Origin of the sequence: Kitasatospora sp. NPDC048298 (assembly GCF_043201465.1) — a bacterium.
Lineage (GTDB): Bacteria > Actinomycetota > Actinomycetes > Streptomycetales > Streptomycetaceae > Kitasatospora.
Genome location: NZ_JBICYZ010000025.1, coordinates 1 through 14,589, shown reverse-complemented (window position 1 = coordinate 14,589; position 14,589 = coordinate 1). Strand labels below are relative to the sequence as shown.

Annotated in this window: 11 protein-coding genes and 3 pseudogenes; 6 read left to right on the top strand and 8 right to left on the bottom strand. The window is 71.3% G+C overall.

Going from position 1 to position 14,589, the window contains the following annotated elements; all coding sequences use genetic code 11:
- Positions 1–39: 39 nt before the first annotated feature.
- The 3 genes from ACGF0D_RS19670 (at position 40) to ACGF0D_RS19660 (ending at position 2,127) form a co-directional block, all read left to right on the top strand.
- Positions 40–588 (top strand): gluconate 2-dehydrogenase subunit 3 family protein, encoded by a 549-nt coding sequence (locus ACGF0D_RS19670; RefSeq protein WP_392877105.1) that lies wholly within the window; start codon positions 40–42, stop codon positions 586–588.
- Between the two features lie 31 nt (positions 589–619).
- A complete protein-coding gene (locus tag ACGF0D_RS19665) occupies positions 620–1,552 on the top strand; it encodes a ferritin-like protein (protein WP_392917877.1) in 933 nt (310 codons plus the stop codon).
- Positions 1,553–1,743: 191 nt separating this feature from the next.
- Positions 1,744–2,127 carry a hypothetical protein gene (locus tag ACGF0D_RS19660; protein ID WP_392918043.1) on the top strand — a complete coding sequence of 128 codons (384 nt, stop codon included), beginning with the start codon at positions 1,744–1,746 and terminating at the stop codon, positions 2,125–2,127.
- 343 nt (positions 2,128–2,470) lie between these two features.
- Here ACGF0D_RS19660 and ACGF0D_RS19655 read toward each other — a convergent pair whose 3' ends face one another.
- The 6 genes and pseudogenes from ACGF0D_RS19655 to ACGF0D_RS19630 all read right to left on the bottom strand — a co-directional run bounded on the left by ACGF0D_RS19655 (position 2,471) and on the right by ACGF0D_RS19630 (position 10,493).
- Positions 2,471–3,136, bottom strand: coding sequence for a hypothetical protein (locus tag ACGF0D_RS19655; protein WP_392877109.1), 666 nt, complete (start codon positions 3,134–3,136; stop codon positions 2,471–2,473).
- A gap of 333 nt (positions 3,137–3,469) precedes the next feature.
- Positions 3,470–4,660: pseudogene (locus tag ACGF0D_RS19650) on the bottom strand (SMI1/KNR4 family protein); the annotation flags it as partial.
- 381 nt (positions 4,661–5,041) lie between these two features.
- Complete coding sequence (locus ACGF0D_RS19645; protein WP_392917874.1) at positions 5,042–7,495, bottom strand: SpoIIE family protein phosphatase; 2,454 nt, start codon at positions 7,493–7,495, stop codon at positions 5,042–5,044.
- A gap of 210 nt (positions 7,496–7,705) precedes the next feature.
- Positions 7,706–8,032, bottom strand: coding sequence for a hypothetical protein (locus ACGF0D_RS19640; protein ID WP_392917871.1), 327 nt, complete (start codon positions 8,030–8,032; stop codon positions 7,706–7,708).
- A gap of 77 nt (positions 8,033–8,109) precedes the next feature.
- Positions 8,110–9,438 carry a Dyp-type peroxidase gene (locus ACGF0D_RS19635; protein ID WP_392917868.1) on the bottom strand — a complete coding sequence of 443 codons (1,329 nt, stop codon included), beginning with the start codon at positions 9,436–9,438 and terminating at the stop codon, positions 8,110–8,112.
- 41 nt (positions 9,439–9,479) lie between these two features.
- Complete coding sequence (locus ACGF0D_RS19630) at positions 9,480–10,493, bottom strand: hypothetical protein (protein ID WP_392917867.1); 1,014 nt, start codon at positions 10,491–10,493, stop codon at positions 9,480–9,482.
- Positions 10,494–10,793: 300 nt separating this feature from the next.
- On the opposite strand from ACGF0D_RS19630, the pseudogene ACGF0D_RS19625 reads away from it, so the two are divergent.
- Positions 10,794–11,000: pseudogene (locus tag ACGF0D_RS19625) on the top strand (transposase family protein); the annotation flags it as partial.
- A gap of 19 nt (positions 11,001–11,019) precedes the next feature.
- Here the strand turns inward: ACGF0D_RS19625 and ACGF0D_RS19620 are convergent.
- Positions 11,020–11,154: pseudogene (locus ACGF0D_RS19620) on the bottom strand (hypothetical protein); the annotation flags it as partial.
- 414 nt (positions 11,155–11,568) lie between these two features.
- On the bottom strand, positions 11,569–12,954 hold the full coding sequence (locus ACGF0D_RS19615; protein ID WP_392917864.1) for a rhodanese-like domain-containing protein: 1,386 nt from the start codon (positions 12,952–12,954) through the stop codon (positions 11,569–11,571).
- Positions 12,955–13,293: 339 nt separating this feature from the next.
- Here ACGF0D_RS19615 and ACGF0D_RS19610 point away from each other — a divergent pair, with 339 nt between their 5' ends.
- Together ACGF0D_RS19610 and ACGF0D_RS19605 are read left to right on the top strand one after the other, a co-directional pair.
- A complete protein-coding gene (locus ACGF0D_RS19610; RefSeq protein ID WP_392917861.1) occupies positions 13,294–13,683 on the top strand; it encodes a rhodanese-like domain-containing protein in 390 nt (129 codons plus the stop codon).
- Positions 13,680–14,429 (top strand): sulfite exporter TauE/SafE family protein, encoded by a 750-nt coding sequence (locus tag ACGF0D_RS19605; RefSeq protein WP_392917858.1) that lies wholly within the window; start codon positions 13,680–13,682, stop codon positions 14,427–14,429. Before ACGF0D_RS19610 ends, ACGF0D_RS19605 begins: the two co-directional genes overlap by 4 nt.
- Positions 14,430–14,589: the final 160 nt, after the last annotated feature.

Here is a 14,589-nt window from a genome sequence, read left to right as displayed (position 1 = left end):
GGCGACCGGATGACGGTACATCGGAAGCGAGAGGAAGAGATGGACCAGCACAGTGCCGCCGGGGTCGGTACCGCACCGCAGGGCTACGGCACCGACCCCAACCTCGTGACGCCGCACACACCTTGGCCGCGCACGCTCTCGGAGCGCGAGCGCGCACTCGCCGCGGCCCTCGCCGACATCGTTCTGCCGGGCACCGCCGAGTACCCGGCGCCGAGTGCGATGGGGATCGCCGACTTCCTCGACGACTGGGTGAGCGCTCCCTACCCGACGCAGCAGGGCCACAGGACCGTCATCACGACCGGCCTCGCCATGGTCGACGCGGAGGCGCGGCGCCAGTTCGGGACGGGGTTCGTCGAACTGGACGGCTCCCGGCAGCGCACGATCGTCGACCAGATCGCGTCGACCACCGCGACGGACCGGAGCTTCTTCATCAGGTTCCGGGCCCTGCTGCTCATCGGCTACTTCACCTCCGACGTCGGCTTCAAGGCGATCGGCTATCCCGGGAACGTGCCGTTGCTCGCCTTCCCGGGCGTCCCGCCGGAGGCGCAGCGCATCATCGACGACGAACTCAGGAAGTTGGGGCTGTAGCGTGAATCCGGCGACTGCGGGCACTCCGCGCATGAAGACCATCAGGGAGTACGTCGAGACGGGAGTTCTGCCGCTGGACGACCTCAAAGGCGCCTTGCACCTCGCGATGCGGCTGGAATTCGCCACCATCCCGCCGTACCTGTGTGCGCAGTGGTCGGTCAAGGTCGACCCGGACCGCACCGAGGGTGTGCTGCACAGAATCGTCAGCCAGGAGATGAACCACTTCGCGCTGGCCGGAAACCTGCTGGCCGCGATCGGCGGCCGGCCGTCGATCGCGCACCCGGACTTTCTGCCGACCTATCCGGCCGACGAGCTGCCCGGCGGCATTCCGCAGCGGCTTCCGGTCGATCTGAAGCCACTGGTCAAGGACCAGCTCGCGGTGTTCATGCAGATCGAGTACCCGGAGTTCCCCCCGATCGCCCTCCGCACCGGGCGGCCGCCGGCCACGATCGGCGCCTTCTACGACACGATCATCCAGACGTTCCAGAAGCTCGAGCCGGCGATCGACCCGAAGGCCCACGCGGTGGAGGTGCCTTTCGCGAAGCCGATCAGAACCGTCGCCGACGCGATCGACACGATCGACCGGATCAAGACCGAGGGGGAGGGGACGCAGGGCTCACCCGATCAGCCGCCGGGGGAGGGGGACAGCGGCCACGCGCACTACTACTTGTTCAAGGAGCTCTACGTCCAGAAGCGGCTGGTCAAGACCGGCGACAAGTGGAGCTTCAGCGGAGCTCCTGTCAACCTGCCGGAGGTGTACCACTTCGCGCCCTCCCAGGACCGGCCGAACCCCTCGACCGAGTTCAACCGCACCCTGTCGAAGCTGCTGGTCGACCTGGAGACGTGCTGGACGTCCGGCGCGCCGCCGAACGTGGCGGCCATGTTCCAGCTCCAGATCCTCGGGCGGGACCTGATCAAACGAGGGATCCGTCCGGAGTTCCGGTGGGATGACGCAGCGGCCTGAGCGCGCACTCCAACGGCGTGCTGACCATCGTCGTCCTCGCCCGAGAAGCCGGCGGCCCCCGCAGCGCCCGCACTAAAAGGTCCTAACAGAAGCCCCGTGACGTGTGACCGTCCGTTGATCGGCGGATCGGGGGAAGTCGCAGCGGTGCGGGCGGTACGGAAGGCGAGGTGCCGGGGCGGTGACAGTCGACACTGCTGGTCGCCCTCGACCGCCGCGCCCCCTTCGAGGACGTCCGCGACTTCGCCCACGAGCTGGCGGAGCTGCTCGCCGAGCGGCACCCGGAGCTGCTCACCACCGCGGCGCGCAAGCAGGCCCGCGAGAGACGGCTCTACCTCGACATCCAATGCAACGCCTACGGCCAGACCGCCGTCACCCCGCACGCCGTCCGAGCCCTGCCCGGCGCCCCGGTCGCCACACCGCTGAGCTGGAGCGAACTGGACGACCCCGACCTCACCCCGCAGCGCTGGACTCCCACCACCATCGACGAGCGCCTGGCGAGCGACGATCCCTGGAAGCAGGAACTGCGCCGCGGCCGCTCCCTGAAGGCGGCCGACCGGAGGCTGGAGAAGCTCTGAGCCGGGGCACTCGTGCTTCGTGGCCTTGAGGATCCGCCCTGGCTGGGGTTGCCCTCATCGACTCGCCACGTGCGGATCTGAGCAGCCATCTCCTGCGTGATCGTCGCCGGATCCATGGTGTTGTGTGTCATTCCACCGGCCATGGGGACGTTACGGAGAAGGTGGCCACCGAATGACGTCCTGGCCTGCCCACTGGACAGACCCGATGGCTTCACCTTCAGGACTCGGCAGGTGCGCGCCGTCGGGAAACTCCCAGCCCCTTGGGGCTGGGAGTTCCGCGCGCTGATTCGACAAGATCCAAAAGAGAGGGCCCAGACCGCACGGCGGGCGGGCCCTGCCGGAGTCAGGGGTTGCAGGTGGCGGGGGTGGTCGAGGTGTTGGGCTTGGTGCACAGGGGGCCCAGGCCCGTGACGGCATCGGGGCGCGTGATGAAGGCGAGCGGCCCAGCGTTGTGCTCGCCGTTGAACGGCGTGGTGCCCGTGAAGCCACAGGCCGCCGCGTCACTGGGGCTGTTGAACCAGAATCCGACGTGGAAGGTGTTGGTGGGCGGCAGGGCGGCGTCCGGGTCGAAGCCGAAGATCTGGTCGAGCAGGATGGTCTGGATCCGCGCCCGACCCTCCCCGTTGTGGTCGGTGTGGAGGTCGGACTGGTACCAGGCCAGGCCGAAGCTGCCGGTGAACCTGGGGTCCGGTTTCCCGTTCGCCAGCTGGTTGCTGCGCTGGATCGTGAACAGGTCGAAGTCGAGGTCGGGCTTGAAGCCGTGCAGCTGGATGTCCATGGTGTCGTTCAGTTCACCGCGCTGGACCTCGGCGTCGACGCGCGGCGTGCTGCCGTTGGCGGACAGGCACGGAAGGAACTTGGTGTTGGGGAACAGGTGGAACTGGGTCGTGTCGTTCAGGCTGTTGTGCGGTGTGAGAGCGGTGGCGGTGCCCGTGCCGGAGATGGTGAGGGCGGCCAGTGCCAGCGCGATCCCGAAGGCGCGGCGCGGGCGAAGCCGATGCAGCGACATGAGTCTCCTTTCAGAGAAGATTGAAACCCTGAGTCACGGAAAGTTGCATATAGTGACTTTGGCTTCAGTCTGTACCACCACATAGCCCGACAACCCGCCCGGCACGCTGCTCGCCCCTCACCTCACCTCTTCGCCCCCGCCCCGACCGGGCGCCAGGCAAGCACGCACCGAGCCGCGCCTTGCGTTTCGGGTAGTCACGGGCCTGCTGCTGCCGGATCTCCCACCACGGGTCGCGCCCGGCTCGGCCACCAGCGCGGGCGATCAGCCCGCGGTCCGCGGGCCACAGCAGGATCACCTCGAATTCACGCTGGTCACGACGTACGTCTCCCCGTTTCCCGCCTGCCCGCCCCTGGGTGTGGACAGCAGCTCGCGGCCCCGTTCCGGGGTCAGCAGGGGTCCGAGCAGGGGGTCGGCCACCCATCCCAGCGGCGCCAGGTGGTCGGGTCCCAGCGGTTGCCATACCGGCAGAGCGTCCATCAGCGTCCGCCATGCCCCGTCGGTGTTGCCCCACCGCGCCAGCTCCCGTGCCCGTTCGACCGCTTCGCCGAACGGTCCGGTCGCCGTGTACCGGTACGTGCCGTTGCGTACCTGCTCCAGCGTCGCGTAGGCCAGCGACACCACGTCGTCACCGGCTCCCCTCAAGTGGAACATCAGGGTGGCGTCGTCCCTGTACGAGTGTGCCGCGTGCTCGGCGACCAGTGCCGGCAGCAGCTCGGGCGCGTACTGCGGCTCGGTCACCACGTCCTCGAAGTACACCATGTAGGTCCGTCCGAGCAGGCGGCGTATCTGGTCACCCAGCCCGGCGGCCCGCGGTCTGCCGTACTCCTTCGCCTCGTCCAGCGTGTGCCCGGCCCGTTCCCAGTCGCCGCGCAGCGCGTCCAGCCGGGCCTGCTCCACCAGGGCGTCCAGCTCCCGCGTCGTGTCGTTGGCGAACTCCGGCTTCCCGTCGGCCGTGCGTGCCCGCAGGCTGTGGAACTCCCGGTACATGCCCCGCATGAACTCGACGAAGTTCGCGTACCGCTCAGGTGGCGCGGCCCGCCAGCCAGCCCACGTGTAGACGGCCCACTCGCCGTCCTCACCCACGTCCTCGGGATCCAAGAGGACGCAGGTGCTGTCGGACTCGACGTCGAGCTGGAGCCCACGCCGCCAGAGGTTCGCATCCCGCCACTCGGCGGGTCCGGCGTCGTCGTCCAGGTACTCCTCGAACATGTCCGCCAGCCCGGACTCGTTGTTGTGCCAGCGCGCGTCCGTGGTCCCCGCCAGCAGCCGGATGAACCCGCCGGCGTGCTGCCAACCGTCGCTGGCCTTGAGGAATTCCCGGTACGACGGGGGCATCCGTCGGCCGAGGCGCTCCTCCATGGCGGCGATCCGTTCCTCCGACGCGGGAGGTAACCCCAACCACCGAACCCGCCGGGCGGCTTCGTCCTCCTGGCTCCGCGTCTCATCATCGGGCAGGGAATCCGACCAGTCCCCGCTCCATCTGAGCAGGAACGACCGCCAGTCGAACGGTGTCGTATTCGTCATGCGCCCGATGCTGTCATCCGCCGCTGACAGTGCTTGTTGACGCCTGGCGGCATCGGGCGGCCACCGACACTTCTCGTGACCGACCCGATGACGTTCTCGCGTCCGGCGACACAGGTCAGCCGGATCCGCAGGGCGGTTGTCGGCGATGCAGCAGAGTTCGCGTCAGTACGGCCCTGAGGGATGTGGGCGCCGACGGCCTGCTCACCCGGCGCGGCCGTGGCCTGTGGGCGCGGGTCTTGCGGCCCCGGAGGACGGCCGGCGGGTGCGGTGCAGCTGTGCATCCCGGCCTGGGGCGCGCCGGGCCTCGGGTCGCCGGCAGATCCCGGACGGCCTGGACGCCCAGGCCCGGCCCGTGTGCGTTCCTGCCGCCGGGCCGGGGGTTCAGCCGGAGGCGGCTCCGGGCGGCTCCGGCAGCTCCTGCTCGGCCCAGATCACCTTGCCGTTCGGGGTGTGGCGCGTGCCCCAGCGGTGGGTGAGCTGGGCGACCAGGAACAGCCCGCGCCCGCCCTCGTCGGTGCTGCGGGCGCGGCGCAGGCGCGGCGAGGTGTTGCTGGCGTCGGAGATCTCGCAGATCAGCGCGGACTGGCGGAGCAGGCGCAGCCGGATCGGTGCCTCGGCGTACCGGATGGCGTTGGTGACCAACTCGCTGACGATCAGTTCGGTGGTCATGGTCAGCTCGTCCAGCCCCCACTCCCGCAGCCGGCGGGAGGCCGCGGCGCGGACGCCCGCGACGGCGGACGGGTCGCACGGCACGTCCCAGGACACGACCTGGTCGTCGCCGAGCGCGCGGGTCCGGGCGAGCAGCAGGGCGACGTCGTCGGGCTTCGGCCCGGGCACCAGCTGCCGGACGGCGTCCGCGCACAGCTCGTCCAGCGGCGCGCCGCGCCGCGACAGCGCCTCGGCCAGCCGGGCCATGCCGATGTCGACGTCCCGGTCGACGCCCTCGATCAGCCCGTCCGTGTACAGGCCGATCAGGCTGCCCTCGGCCAGGGTGAGCTCGGTGGACTCGAACGGCAGGCCACCCAGGCCAAGCATCGGGCAGGCCGGCAGGTCGAGGTAGCGTGCCCGGCCGTCGGGGGATACGAGCACGGGCGGCGGATGCCCGGCCCGGGCCATCGTGCAGTGCCGGTTGACGGGGTCGTAGACGGCGTACAGGCAGGTGGCGCCGAGCGCTCCGGTCTCCTCCTCGGTGCTCTCCTCGTCCAGACGCAGTACCAGGTCGTCCAGGTGGGCGAGCAGTTCGTCGGGAGGCAGGTCGATGTCGGCCAGGGTGTGCACCGCGGTGCGCAGCCGGCCCATGGTGGCGGCGGCGCTCAGGCCGTGGCCGACCACGTCGCCCACCACCAGGGCCACCCGGGCGCCGGACAGCGGGATCACGTCGAACCAGTCGCCGCCCACGCCGGTCTTGACGTCCGCGGGCAGGTAGGACGAGGCCGCCTCCACGGCGGTCCCGCCGGCCAGGATGTGCGGGAGCAGGCTCTGCTGCAGCGTCAGGGCGGCGGTGTGCTCCCGGGTGTAGCGGCGGGCGTTGTCCACGCAGACGGCGGCGCGGGCCACGAGTTCGCGTGCGAGCAGCAGGTCGTCCGCCTCGAAGGGCGCGACGTTGCGCGAACGCAGGAACGTGGCCAGACCGAGCACGGTGTCCCGGGCGCGCATCGGCGCGGTGATGAGGGAGTGCAGCCCGAACTCGCGGATGCCGGCGGTCCCGGCCGGTTCGAGGGTGCCCCGGTTCTCCTCGTCGGGGTCGAGGACGGGGATGAGCATCGGCTCGCCCCTCAGGAGCATGCCGATGTCGTGCGGCGGCGACACGAAGTCCACCGGGTCCCCGACACGGGCCACGGCTTCCGGGCAGCCCTCGTGCACCGAGCGCATCGCGACGCGGCGCATCAGCGGCCTGGTGCCCTGCGGCGACCGGCTCGGCTGGCCGGTGTGCAGGACGGACTCCAGCAGGTCGACGGTCACGAAGTCGGCGAACCGGGGCACCGCGATGTCGGCGAGTTCCTGGGCGGTGCGGGTCACGTCGAGCGTGCTGCCGATCCGTGCGCTGGCGTCATTGACCAGGGCGAGGCGTTCGCGGGCGTAGAAGCGGTCGGTGACGTCCATGACCATGTAGCAGACGCCGGCGACGGCCCCGTCCGTTTCGAGCAGTGGGAAGAAGGACGTCGAGTAGGCGCGCCGACGGCGCGGGTCGGCCCAGCTCCAGCCCTGGTACTCGTAGTCGACGACGGGGGCCGCGTTCTCCAGGACCTCGCGCATCAGGGCCTCGATCTTCTCGGCCTGCAGGCCGGGCAGCACCTCGCTCAGCCGCCGTCCGAGGCGCTGCTCGCTCGGGATGCCGCCGATGCGCTCCAGGGTCTCGTTCAGCCAGACGTAGCGCAGCTGCGGGTCCATGACCGCCATGCCGAGCGGGGAGCTGCTGATGAAGTCGTTCAGCAGCGACTCGCTGAGCGTCCAGGTCGCCCGCACGGGGTGGCCGGAGACCAGAAAGCACTCCTGCCCGTTGAGCGAGAAGGCGGGAGAGACCCGCAGGTCCAGGTCCATCCGGTGGCCGTCGCGGTGACGCAGCGGGACCGCTCCGCTCCACCCCGCGCCCGTCCGGCACCGCTCGACCACGCCGATTGCGCGGGTCCGGTCGGTGTCGTCGGCGAGCAGCCGGGCGGCGGGCTGCCCGGTGATCCGTGCGGCCGGGTAGCCGAGCAGATCCTCCGCTGCCCGGGTCCAGCCGATCACCCTTCCCCGCGCGCCGACCACCGCCGTAGCGTCCACCGCGGCGTCGAGAGGGCTCTGAGGCCTGCTGGGCGGCGGTGCGCCCGGCTGCCGGTCCGGGGATGACATGCAGCTCACCTTTCTCCACTGTAGACCTCCCCCACTGAGCCGCTTCCGGCCGCGGGGGCGGCCCGGAACGGCTGGTCGGACGGCGCCGGAACCCGCCTGCGGCCGGGTGGAAGGGGCTCTGCGTGGAGAGGAGGCCGTCGCCGTCCTCGAAACAGCACACCCGTTCCGACAGCCAGGCCCTGGCCGGCCACCTCATCGACCTCGGCCGGGTCAAGGGCGCCATCGTCGGAGCGGGTGCTGACCGCTCAGCACCCGGCCCCGACACTCCGACGAACCGTCAGGCGATCGGGCACCCGTCAACGTGACAACGCCCGTGCGCCGACTGTCGCCGGGCCGAAGCCGACCGGCGGGCGCGGAGGTGAGGCCGCCGATGGTGGTGAGCAGCACCTGCAGCGGGGCGACCACCAGGTTGGCGAGCAGGGCCGACGCGAGCAGCGGGATGTCGGTGAAGACGCTCCGCAGGCCCGCGACGGTGGTTTCGAGGCCGGCAGCGAACCCGGTGGCCGCAATGAAGATCACGGTGACGGCGTTGAACACCGGATGCGGTGTCTCCATGAGGCGATCGGGTCCGTGGAGGGCGTCGTGGCGGTGCCGGGGTGCCTCTCGCCGCACGGTCAGTCCCGCAGATCGCCGAGCCAGCGCAGGGCACGCAGACCCGGCAGGAAGCAGTACTCGCCGCCGCGGGTGACGACGAACCGCGGCAGCGGGGGCAGACGCCGGCGCACCGGCCGTCGGGGGATGGTGAAGCCGCCGCTGCCGTCGTGGGACCCGGTGACGGGGTCCTTGGCATCGCCCGCGCCGAAGGACACGCCGTCGTTCATCCACTGGGACTGGACGAACTCGAACTGCCGCCCCGGGTGGGCTCCGACGAACGCGAACATCAGGCCCCGGTCCACCCCGTCGTCCTCCAGGTCCCCGTCGGGCAGTGGCGGGCCGTAGACGGCGCCGCGTCTGATCATGCGGTGCAGGCGCATCTCGCCCGCCACCGAGGCGTCGCGGGGGTTGGCACGGCGGATGTGACAACCACCAGGGGTGATGAATCCCGTCGGGTCCTCCTGCGCGTACAGGAAGGTGTTGCGCCGGCCGGGGTCCGCACCGAGTGCGGGGTCGTCGTGCTGCGGGCTGAGCGCCAACGGGGCGCCGCTGCGCCAGCGGCCCATGATCTTGGCGGCCAGCAGCTCCTCGTCCTCGGGGCCGGTGGCGGCCTGGAGCAGGTAGCGGCGGAACGCGGCGACGTCCTGGTGGAGCTTGCGGAAGACCGCATAGCTGCCGTTGTGTCCCAGCACCTGCGGCTGCGGCAGCTGGATGCCGCCGATCTCGTCCCGGTAGCCGAGCACGAACTCGCCGGCCTTCAACGGCGCGTCCAGCCGGTTCGATCCCGCGATCCCGCTGCCTTCGACGGCCGGGTGGCTGACGCCGTCTCGGTAGCCGAAGTGTTCGCTCTCGGAGGGCAGCATGTAGCAGTCCTGCCGCCAGATCGCGCACACCCCGGTGAGCCGGTCGTAGGCGGGGCGCGCCCGGTCGATGGTCGCCTCCAGCCGCGCGGCGTCGGGTGCGACCGCCGTGAGCACCACATGGACGTCCGGCGTGCCCAGCGGTGCTTCCCAGTGCTCGGGGCTGCTCGGGCCGTCATCGCCCAGCGCTCCGGCGCGGGCGGCCATCCCCTGCCGGAACTCCCACGCGAAGGTTTCCAGCATGGCGTCGGGCACGCCGAGGGCCTCCAGCCCGTGGCAGGTGACCGCGACACTCACCCACGTTCCTCGGGGGCTGGCCGAGTCGGTGACCGAGGTCACCACCGTGCTCGCGCGCCGCATCAGCTCCCGCCCGTGCGCGCGGTCGTCGATGCGGAACACCAGATAGGTCGCCGTGTACGGGGTCGGCCGGGGGCTGAGCACTCCGCGCTGAATGTCGTCGAGCTCCAGTGCGACGCGCGTTTCGCTCACGGGAGCCACCTCCTCGCCGCTCTCTGCGGTGGCCTGCGGCGCTACTTGGTGACGAGGTTCCGCCAGAAATTGCGCAGGCTCTCATCGCCGCCGAACAGGGAGCTGAAGATCGTGGAGTCGGCGAGCAGGATGTCGCCGGCCCGCTCACCTTCGGGGGGCATCCACAGGAACATGTTGAACGCGGTGTTGCCCGCTTCGGTGAACGGATGCGGCCTGGCGGTGTCGACCGGCTGCGTGGCCAGGATGTGCACGATGTCCGGCTCGTCCGTCGTCACAGCGTAGTGCGGCAGGTGCTGGTGGAAGTTGAAGTTGGTCACTCCTTCCAGCCATCCCTTGGCGTCCAGGTCCCTGAACGCGGAGAACGGGGCAATCCTGTTCTGCTCCCGCACGGCGGGCCGCAGCCCGTAGCGGTTCTCCACCGGCACGCCGAGCCCGTGCAGCACGCCCCGGAGGTATCCGGCGAAGCGCTGCTGCCGGGGGACCAGGGGATCGCCGTGATGGTGGTACTCGATGTTGCGCACCGCCAGGTCGTCCGACGCCCCCACGTCGTGGTGGGGTCCGAGGACCAGACAGGCGTCCTCCCGGCCGAGGGATGCCCGCAGCGCCTCGACCTCGCCGGGCTCCGCCTCCTGGCCGGTGACCATGTGGTCCAGCCCGAACACGAACAAGGTGTCGGTGTCGGCCAGGACCCGCTCGTCGAGCGGGGTGTGGAAGCCGGCCTGGTCGATGCGCTGGTAGACGGGGACGGGGTGTCCTGTGGTCTCCTCGACGAACTGCTGGAACGGTACCCAGGCCCAGAAGAACAGCTCCAGGGATCCCGAGACGCCCTGCTGGAAGCGCAGCGGGTCGGACCACTTCGGGTCCTCGTAGGCGGGCCAGGCCACCCGCCGGACCTCGGTCATCGTGGAGAACCGGTTGTCCAGTTCGGCCGGGTTCCTGCCCGCTTCGGCCGGATAGCTCCACGAGACGTAGATGCTCACCCGCCGTCGGCCAGGGGTGGGGGCGCGTGGGACGTGGTTCTGGTTGTAGGTACGGGCGGTGGTGACCTCGCTCATTCCGGCTCCCTTCGGCAGTGGGCCGTTGGCGCGTCAGCCCGCCGCGGGCTCTCACTGCAACTGGTCGAGCATCTCCGACAGGGCGTTCTTGATCTCGTCGGCCGTGACGTAGGGGTATTCCCCGTACTCGATGAAGCTCGGGCAGTGGTGCTCACGCACGAACCCGACGAACGCCTCGGGGTTGGTCCTCCAGTCCTCGGGAAACCCTTCGAGGTTCTCGAAAGCCGTGCTCACCCCCGCCTTGCTGAACAACGCGACGGCGTCCTCGGTGTACTTGTCGAAATCGGTGTCGAAGATCCGACCATCGCCGACGGCGGCTATCCAGGCACCGGCCTGGTCATCCCGCACCGCCGACCGCGCGGCGGCGAGCTCACCGACTGGCAGGCCGAGCACAACCGCGAGCACAAGCAGGTCCGCGCCCGCGTCGAGCACGTCTTCGCCCGGATGAAGACCTGGAAGATCCACCCGGGATGCCGTGGCCACCATCACGGACCTCGACGGCGCTGACACCACCGAACTCGTCAAGCTCGGCAATCACATGGACCTGTGCGGCGTCCGCGTCCAGACCGTTCCATATGAGTTCGGCCAACGCGCCCACCGGGTCGGAGCGGCGTGCGACGTGCTCAACGAAGTCGGGCTTCACCTCGATCGGAATCCGCATTGCGGCAGCTTCCCACTTCGCAGTGTCAGTTGGTCAGCCCTCTGCAGGGACCAACTTCACTCATAGCCGAGCCGGAGCCACCCCATAAGTCTGGCCAGGCGTACCGCGGGAATCGGCGCAGTGACATGGTGCCGACGACGAAACCGTCCCGAGATCCCGGATCACCTGCTGGGCCGACGCCAGTTCATTCAGCGAAGCGGCGCCCGGGTGCGCTATGGGTCGCCGCAGGCGGCCGCCTCCTGGGCTGCAGGAAACCACCACCCCAGGAGGCTCCCATCCAAATCGCGTCGGCCGCCGCCGTGCCCCCGCGCCTGGACGGCGCGCCGACGGGGTGGAATCCAGGGGCACGAGGCGGGCGCGACTTCGGAAGCTGCCCGCGGCCCGAACGGGGGGGTGGGCCGGGACCGCCGAGGTTCAGGCCCGGGCGGGATGGGTGAGGGCATCCCAGGCGCCGTAGCCGCCGAGGAGGTCGGAGACGTCGGTGTGACCGTGGTGGCGCAGCAGGCTGGCGGCGATGGAGGAGCGGTGGCCGCCGGCGCAGTGGACGACCAGGGGGCGGTCGGTGGGGATCTCGCCCAGGCGGGCGGGGAGTTCGGCCAGGGCGATGTGCAGGGATCCTTCGACGGCGCCGGCTTCGCGTTCGCCGCAGGTGCGCACGTCCAGGACGGTGGGGGGCTGCTCGCCGGCGAGTGCGGTCCGGAGCCTGTCGGCGGTGAGGCGGCTGGCGGGGGTGAGGTCGTCGGCGAGGGCGGGCAGGGCGTTGCCGGGGTTGCGCAGGTAGCCGGCGATGTGGTCGAAGCCGATGCGGGCGAGGCGGGTGACGACCTCGTCCTCGCGGTCCTGCGGGGCGATGATCGCGATGGCGCTGTCCGGGGTGAGGACGGTGCCGGCCTGTTCGGCGAAGCGGCCGTCGAGGGGGACGTTGACGGCGCCGCGGACGTGTCCCGCGCCGAAGTCCTCCGGGCTGCGGGCGTCGAGGACGACGGCGCCCGCGGCGCGGGCCTCCTTGAAGCCTTCGGGGCACAGCGGACGGGCGGCGTTCGCGCGGTCGAGCAGCGGGCGCTCCTGCCGGTTGAGGGCGGCGTCGTGGCCGAAGTAGGCGGGAGCGACGGACTGGCCGGCGGTGACGATGCGGACGAAGGTGTCCTGGTCCATGGACTGGCAGGCGTAGTTGGTCCGGCGCTGCGCGCCGATCGTGGAGCGCTTCTCGCTGGAGAGGTTCTTGCCGCAGGCGGAGCCGGCGCCGTGGGCGGGGAAGACCAGGGTCTCGTCGGGCAGGCCCATCAGCTTGCGGTGCACGCTGTCGTAGAGCATCGCGCCGAGTTCCTCGGCGGTGACGCCGGCGGAGGCGAGCAGGTCGGGGCGGCCGACGTCGCCGATGAACAGCGCGTCTCCGGTCAGCACGCCGTACGGGACGGTGTCGTCGGGCTGCTCGAAGACCAGGATGCTGATCGACTCGGGCGTGTGCCCGGGGGTCTCCATGATCTCCAGGGTCACGTCGCCGAGCTCGATCCGCTCACCGTCGGCGAGCTTGCGGATGGCGTACTCGGTCTCCGCCCGCTGCCCGTACCCGATCCAGGCGCCGGTGCGGTCGGCCAGTTCGAGGTGGCCGGCCAGGAAGTCGGCGTGGAAGTGGGTGTTGATGACACCGACGACGGTCAGGCCTCGCGCCCGGGCGTCGGCGAGGTACTCGTCGACGTCCCGGCGGGGGTCGACGATCACGGCCTGGCCGCTGGTCTCGTCGGCGATCAGGTAGGACGCCTGGGAGAGACAGTCGAGGTAGTACTGGCTGAAGATCACGGGGTGTCTCCTTCGTTGAGGTCTGAGCAGCCGGCCACAGCGGCGTGGGGCGCCACAGCACCGTCTTGATACCCCCCACGGTATATCTCGGAGCATACGGCTTCGGGAGCCGATACGGGCGGGGGTATGCCGAACGATTTCGATAATACCCCCGGGGGTACTATCGTGGAGACATCGAGGGAGAACGGCCGCCGCCGCACCCGGGCATCGAGCCAGGTCGGGCGGGGCCGAGGACGCGCCGGTCACACCGCCGCACCGGGCCACCGGGCCCGTACGGACGCCCGCGCCACCCCTGATCCGCCGGACCACGCAGTCCGGTCTGCACCACTGGAGAACCACATGTCTTTGCTGCCGCACGCCCACGGGTCCGACGCCCACGGACACAGCGCCCCCGGACAGACCACCCCCGCCGAGGCCCACGACCTCGCCCGCACCGGCACCGCCGTGCTGCTCGACGTCCGGGAGGCCGCCGAGTTCACCGCCGGGCACGCCCCCGGCTCGCTGCACCAGCCGCTGATCGGGCTGGTCGCCGGTGTTCCGCTGCCGTCCGAGGCGGCCGGTCGGACCGTGCTGGCGATCTGCCGCTCCGGCAACCGCTCCCAGCGGGCGGCGGAGCTGCTCGCGCAGCGCGGCGTCCAGGTGCTGAACGTGGCCGGCGGCATGAACGCCTGGGCGCTGGCCGGGCTGCCGGTCACCACGCCCGGTGGCGGCGCCGGGCACGTGATATGACCACGCTGCTCCTGGCGCTCGCCGCCGGTGCGGTCGTCGGGCTCGCACTGGGCGGGCTGGGCGGCGGCGGCAGCATGCTCGCCGTCCCCGCCCTGGTCTACCTGCTGGGCTTCAGCCCGGCGCTGGCCACCACGGCCAGCCTGGTGATCGTCGCCGCGACCTCGCTCACCGGGCTGCTCGCCCACGCCCGGGCGGGCCGGATCCGCTGGCGCACCGGCGCGCTGTTCGCCGCCGCCGGACTACCCCTCGCCATGGCCGCCGGGGCGTTGTCCACCCATCTGCCGAGCGCGCTGCTGACCGGCGCCTTCGCGGTGCTGGCGGCGCTCGCGGCCTGGCGGATGCTGATGCCGCCCAAGGTCCAGGCGCAGGAACGTTCCGCCGCAGGAGTCGGCCGTTCCACGGCGGCGGGCGCCGGGCTCGGCGCCGTCACCGGACTGCTCGGCGTCGGCGGCGGCTTCCTCGCCGTACCGGCCCTGGTCTCGGTGCTCGCCTTCACCATGGCCGAGGCGGTCGGCACCAGCCTGCTGGTCATCAGCGCCAACTCGCTCGCCGCCCTGCTGCCCCGCCTCGGGGCGACCGGCGCCATCGACTGGGCCGTCGCCGCGCCCTTCACCGGCGCCGCGATCCTCGGCGCCTGGGACGGCAAGCGGCTGGCCGACAAGCTCAGCGGGCGCACCCTCCAGAGGGCCTTCGCCGTCGCCCTGCTCGGCGTCGCCGCACTGATGCTGATCACCACGCTGGCCTGATCACCGCGCCGACCTGATCACCACCCTGGCCTGAACACCGCGCCGAGCCGAACCACGGCGTGGCCCGCCCCCGCGCCGCGGGCCCGCCGCGGCCGGCCGCGCGGCGCCCCCCGGGGGCGGGGCCCGCCCGGGCGGGGGGCGGGGCCGCGGGCCCGCGGCG

What these genes read in the sequence shown, in the direction of transcription:
- ACGF0D_RS19670 (WP_392877105.1), top strand. Translation starts at nt 40, where the DNA reads ATGGACCAGCACAGTGCCGCCGGGGTCGGTACCGCACCGCAGGGCTAC.
- ACGF0D_RS19665 (WP_392917877.1), top strand. Translation starts at nt 620, where the DNA reads ATGAAGACCATCAGGGAGTACGTCGAGACGGGAGTTCTGCCGCTGGAC.
- ACGF0D_RS19655 (WP_392877109.1), bottom strand. Translation starts at nt 3,136, where the DNA reads ATGTCGCTGCATCGGCTTCGCCCGCGCCGCGCCTTCGGGATCGCGCTG.
- ACGF0D_RS19645 (WP_392917874.1), bottom strand. Translation starts at nt 7,495, where the DNA reads ATGTCATCCCCGGACCGGCAGCCGGGCGCACCGCCGCCCAGCAGGCCT.
- ACGF0D_RS19630 (WP_392917867.1), bottom strand. Translation starts at nt 10,493, where the DNA reads ATGAGCGAGGTCACCACCGCCCGTACCTACAACCAGAACCACGTCCCA.
- ACGF0D_RS19610 (WP_392917861.1), top strand. Translation starts at nt 13,294, where the DNA reads ATGTCTTTGCTGCCGCACGCCCACGGGTCCGACGCCCACGGACACAGC.
- ACGF0D_RS19605 (WP_392917858.1), top strand. Translation starts at nt 13,680, where the DNA reads ATGACCACGCTGCTCCTGGCGCTCGCCGCCGGTGCGGTCGTCGGGCTC.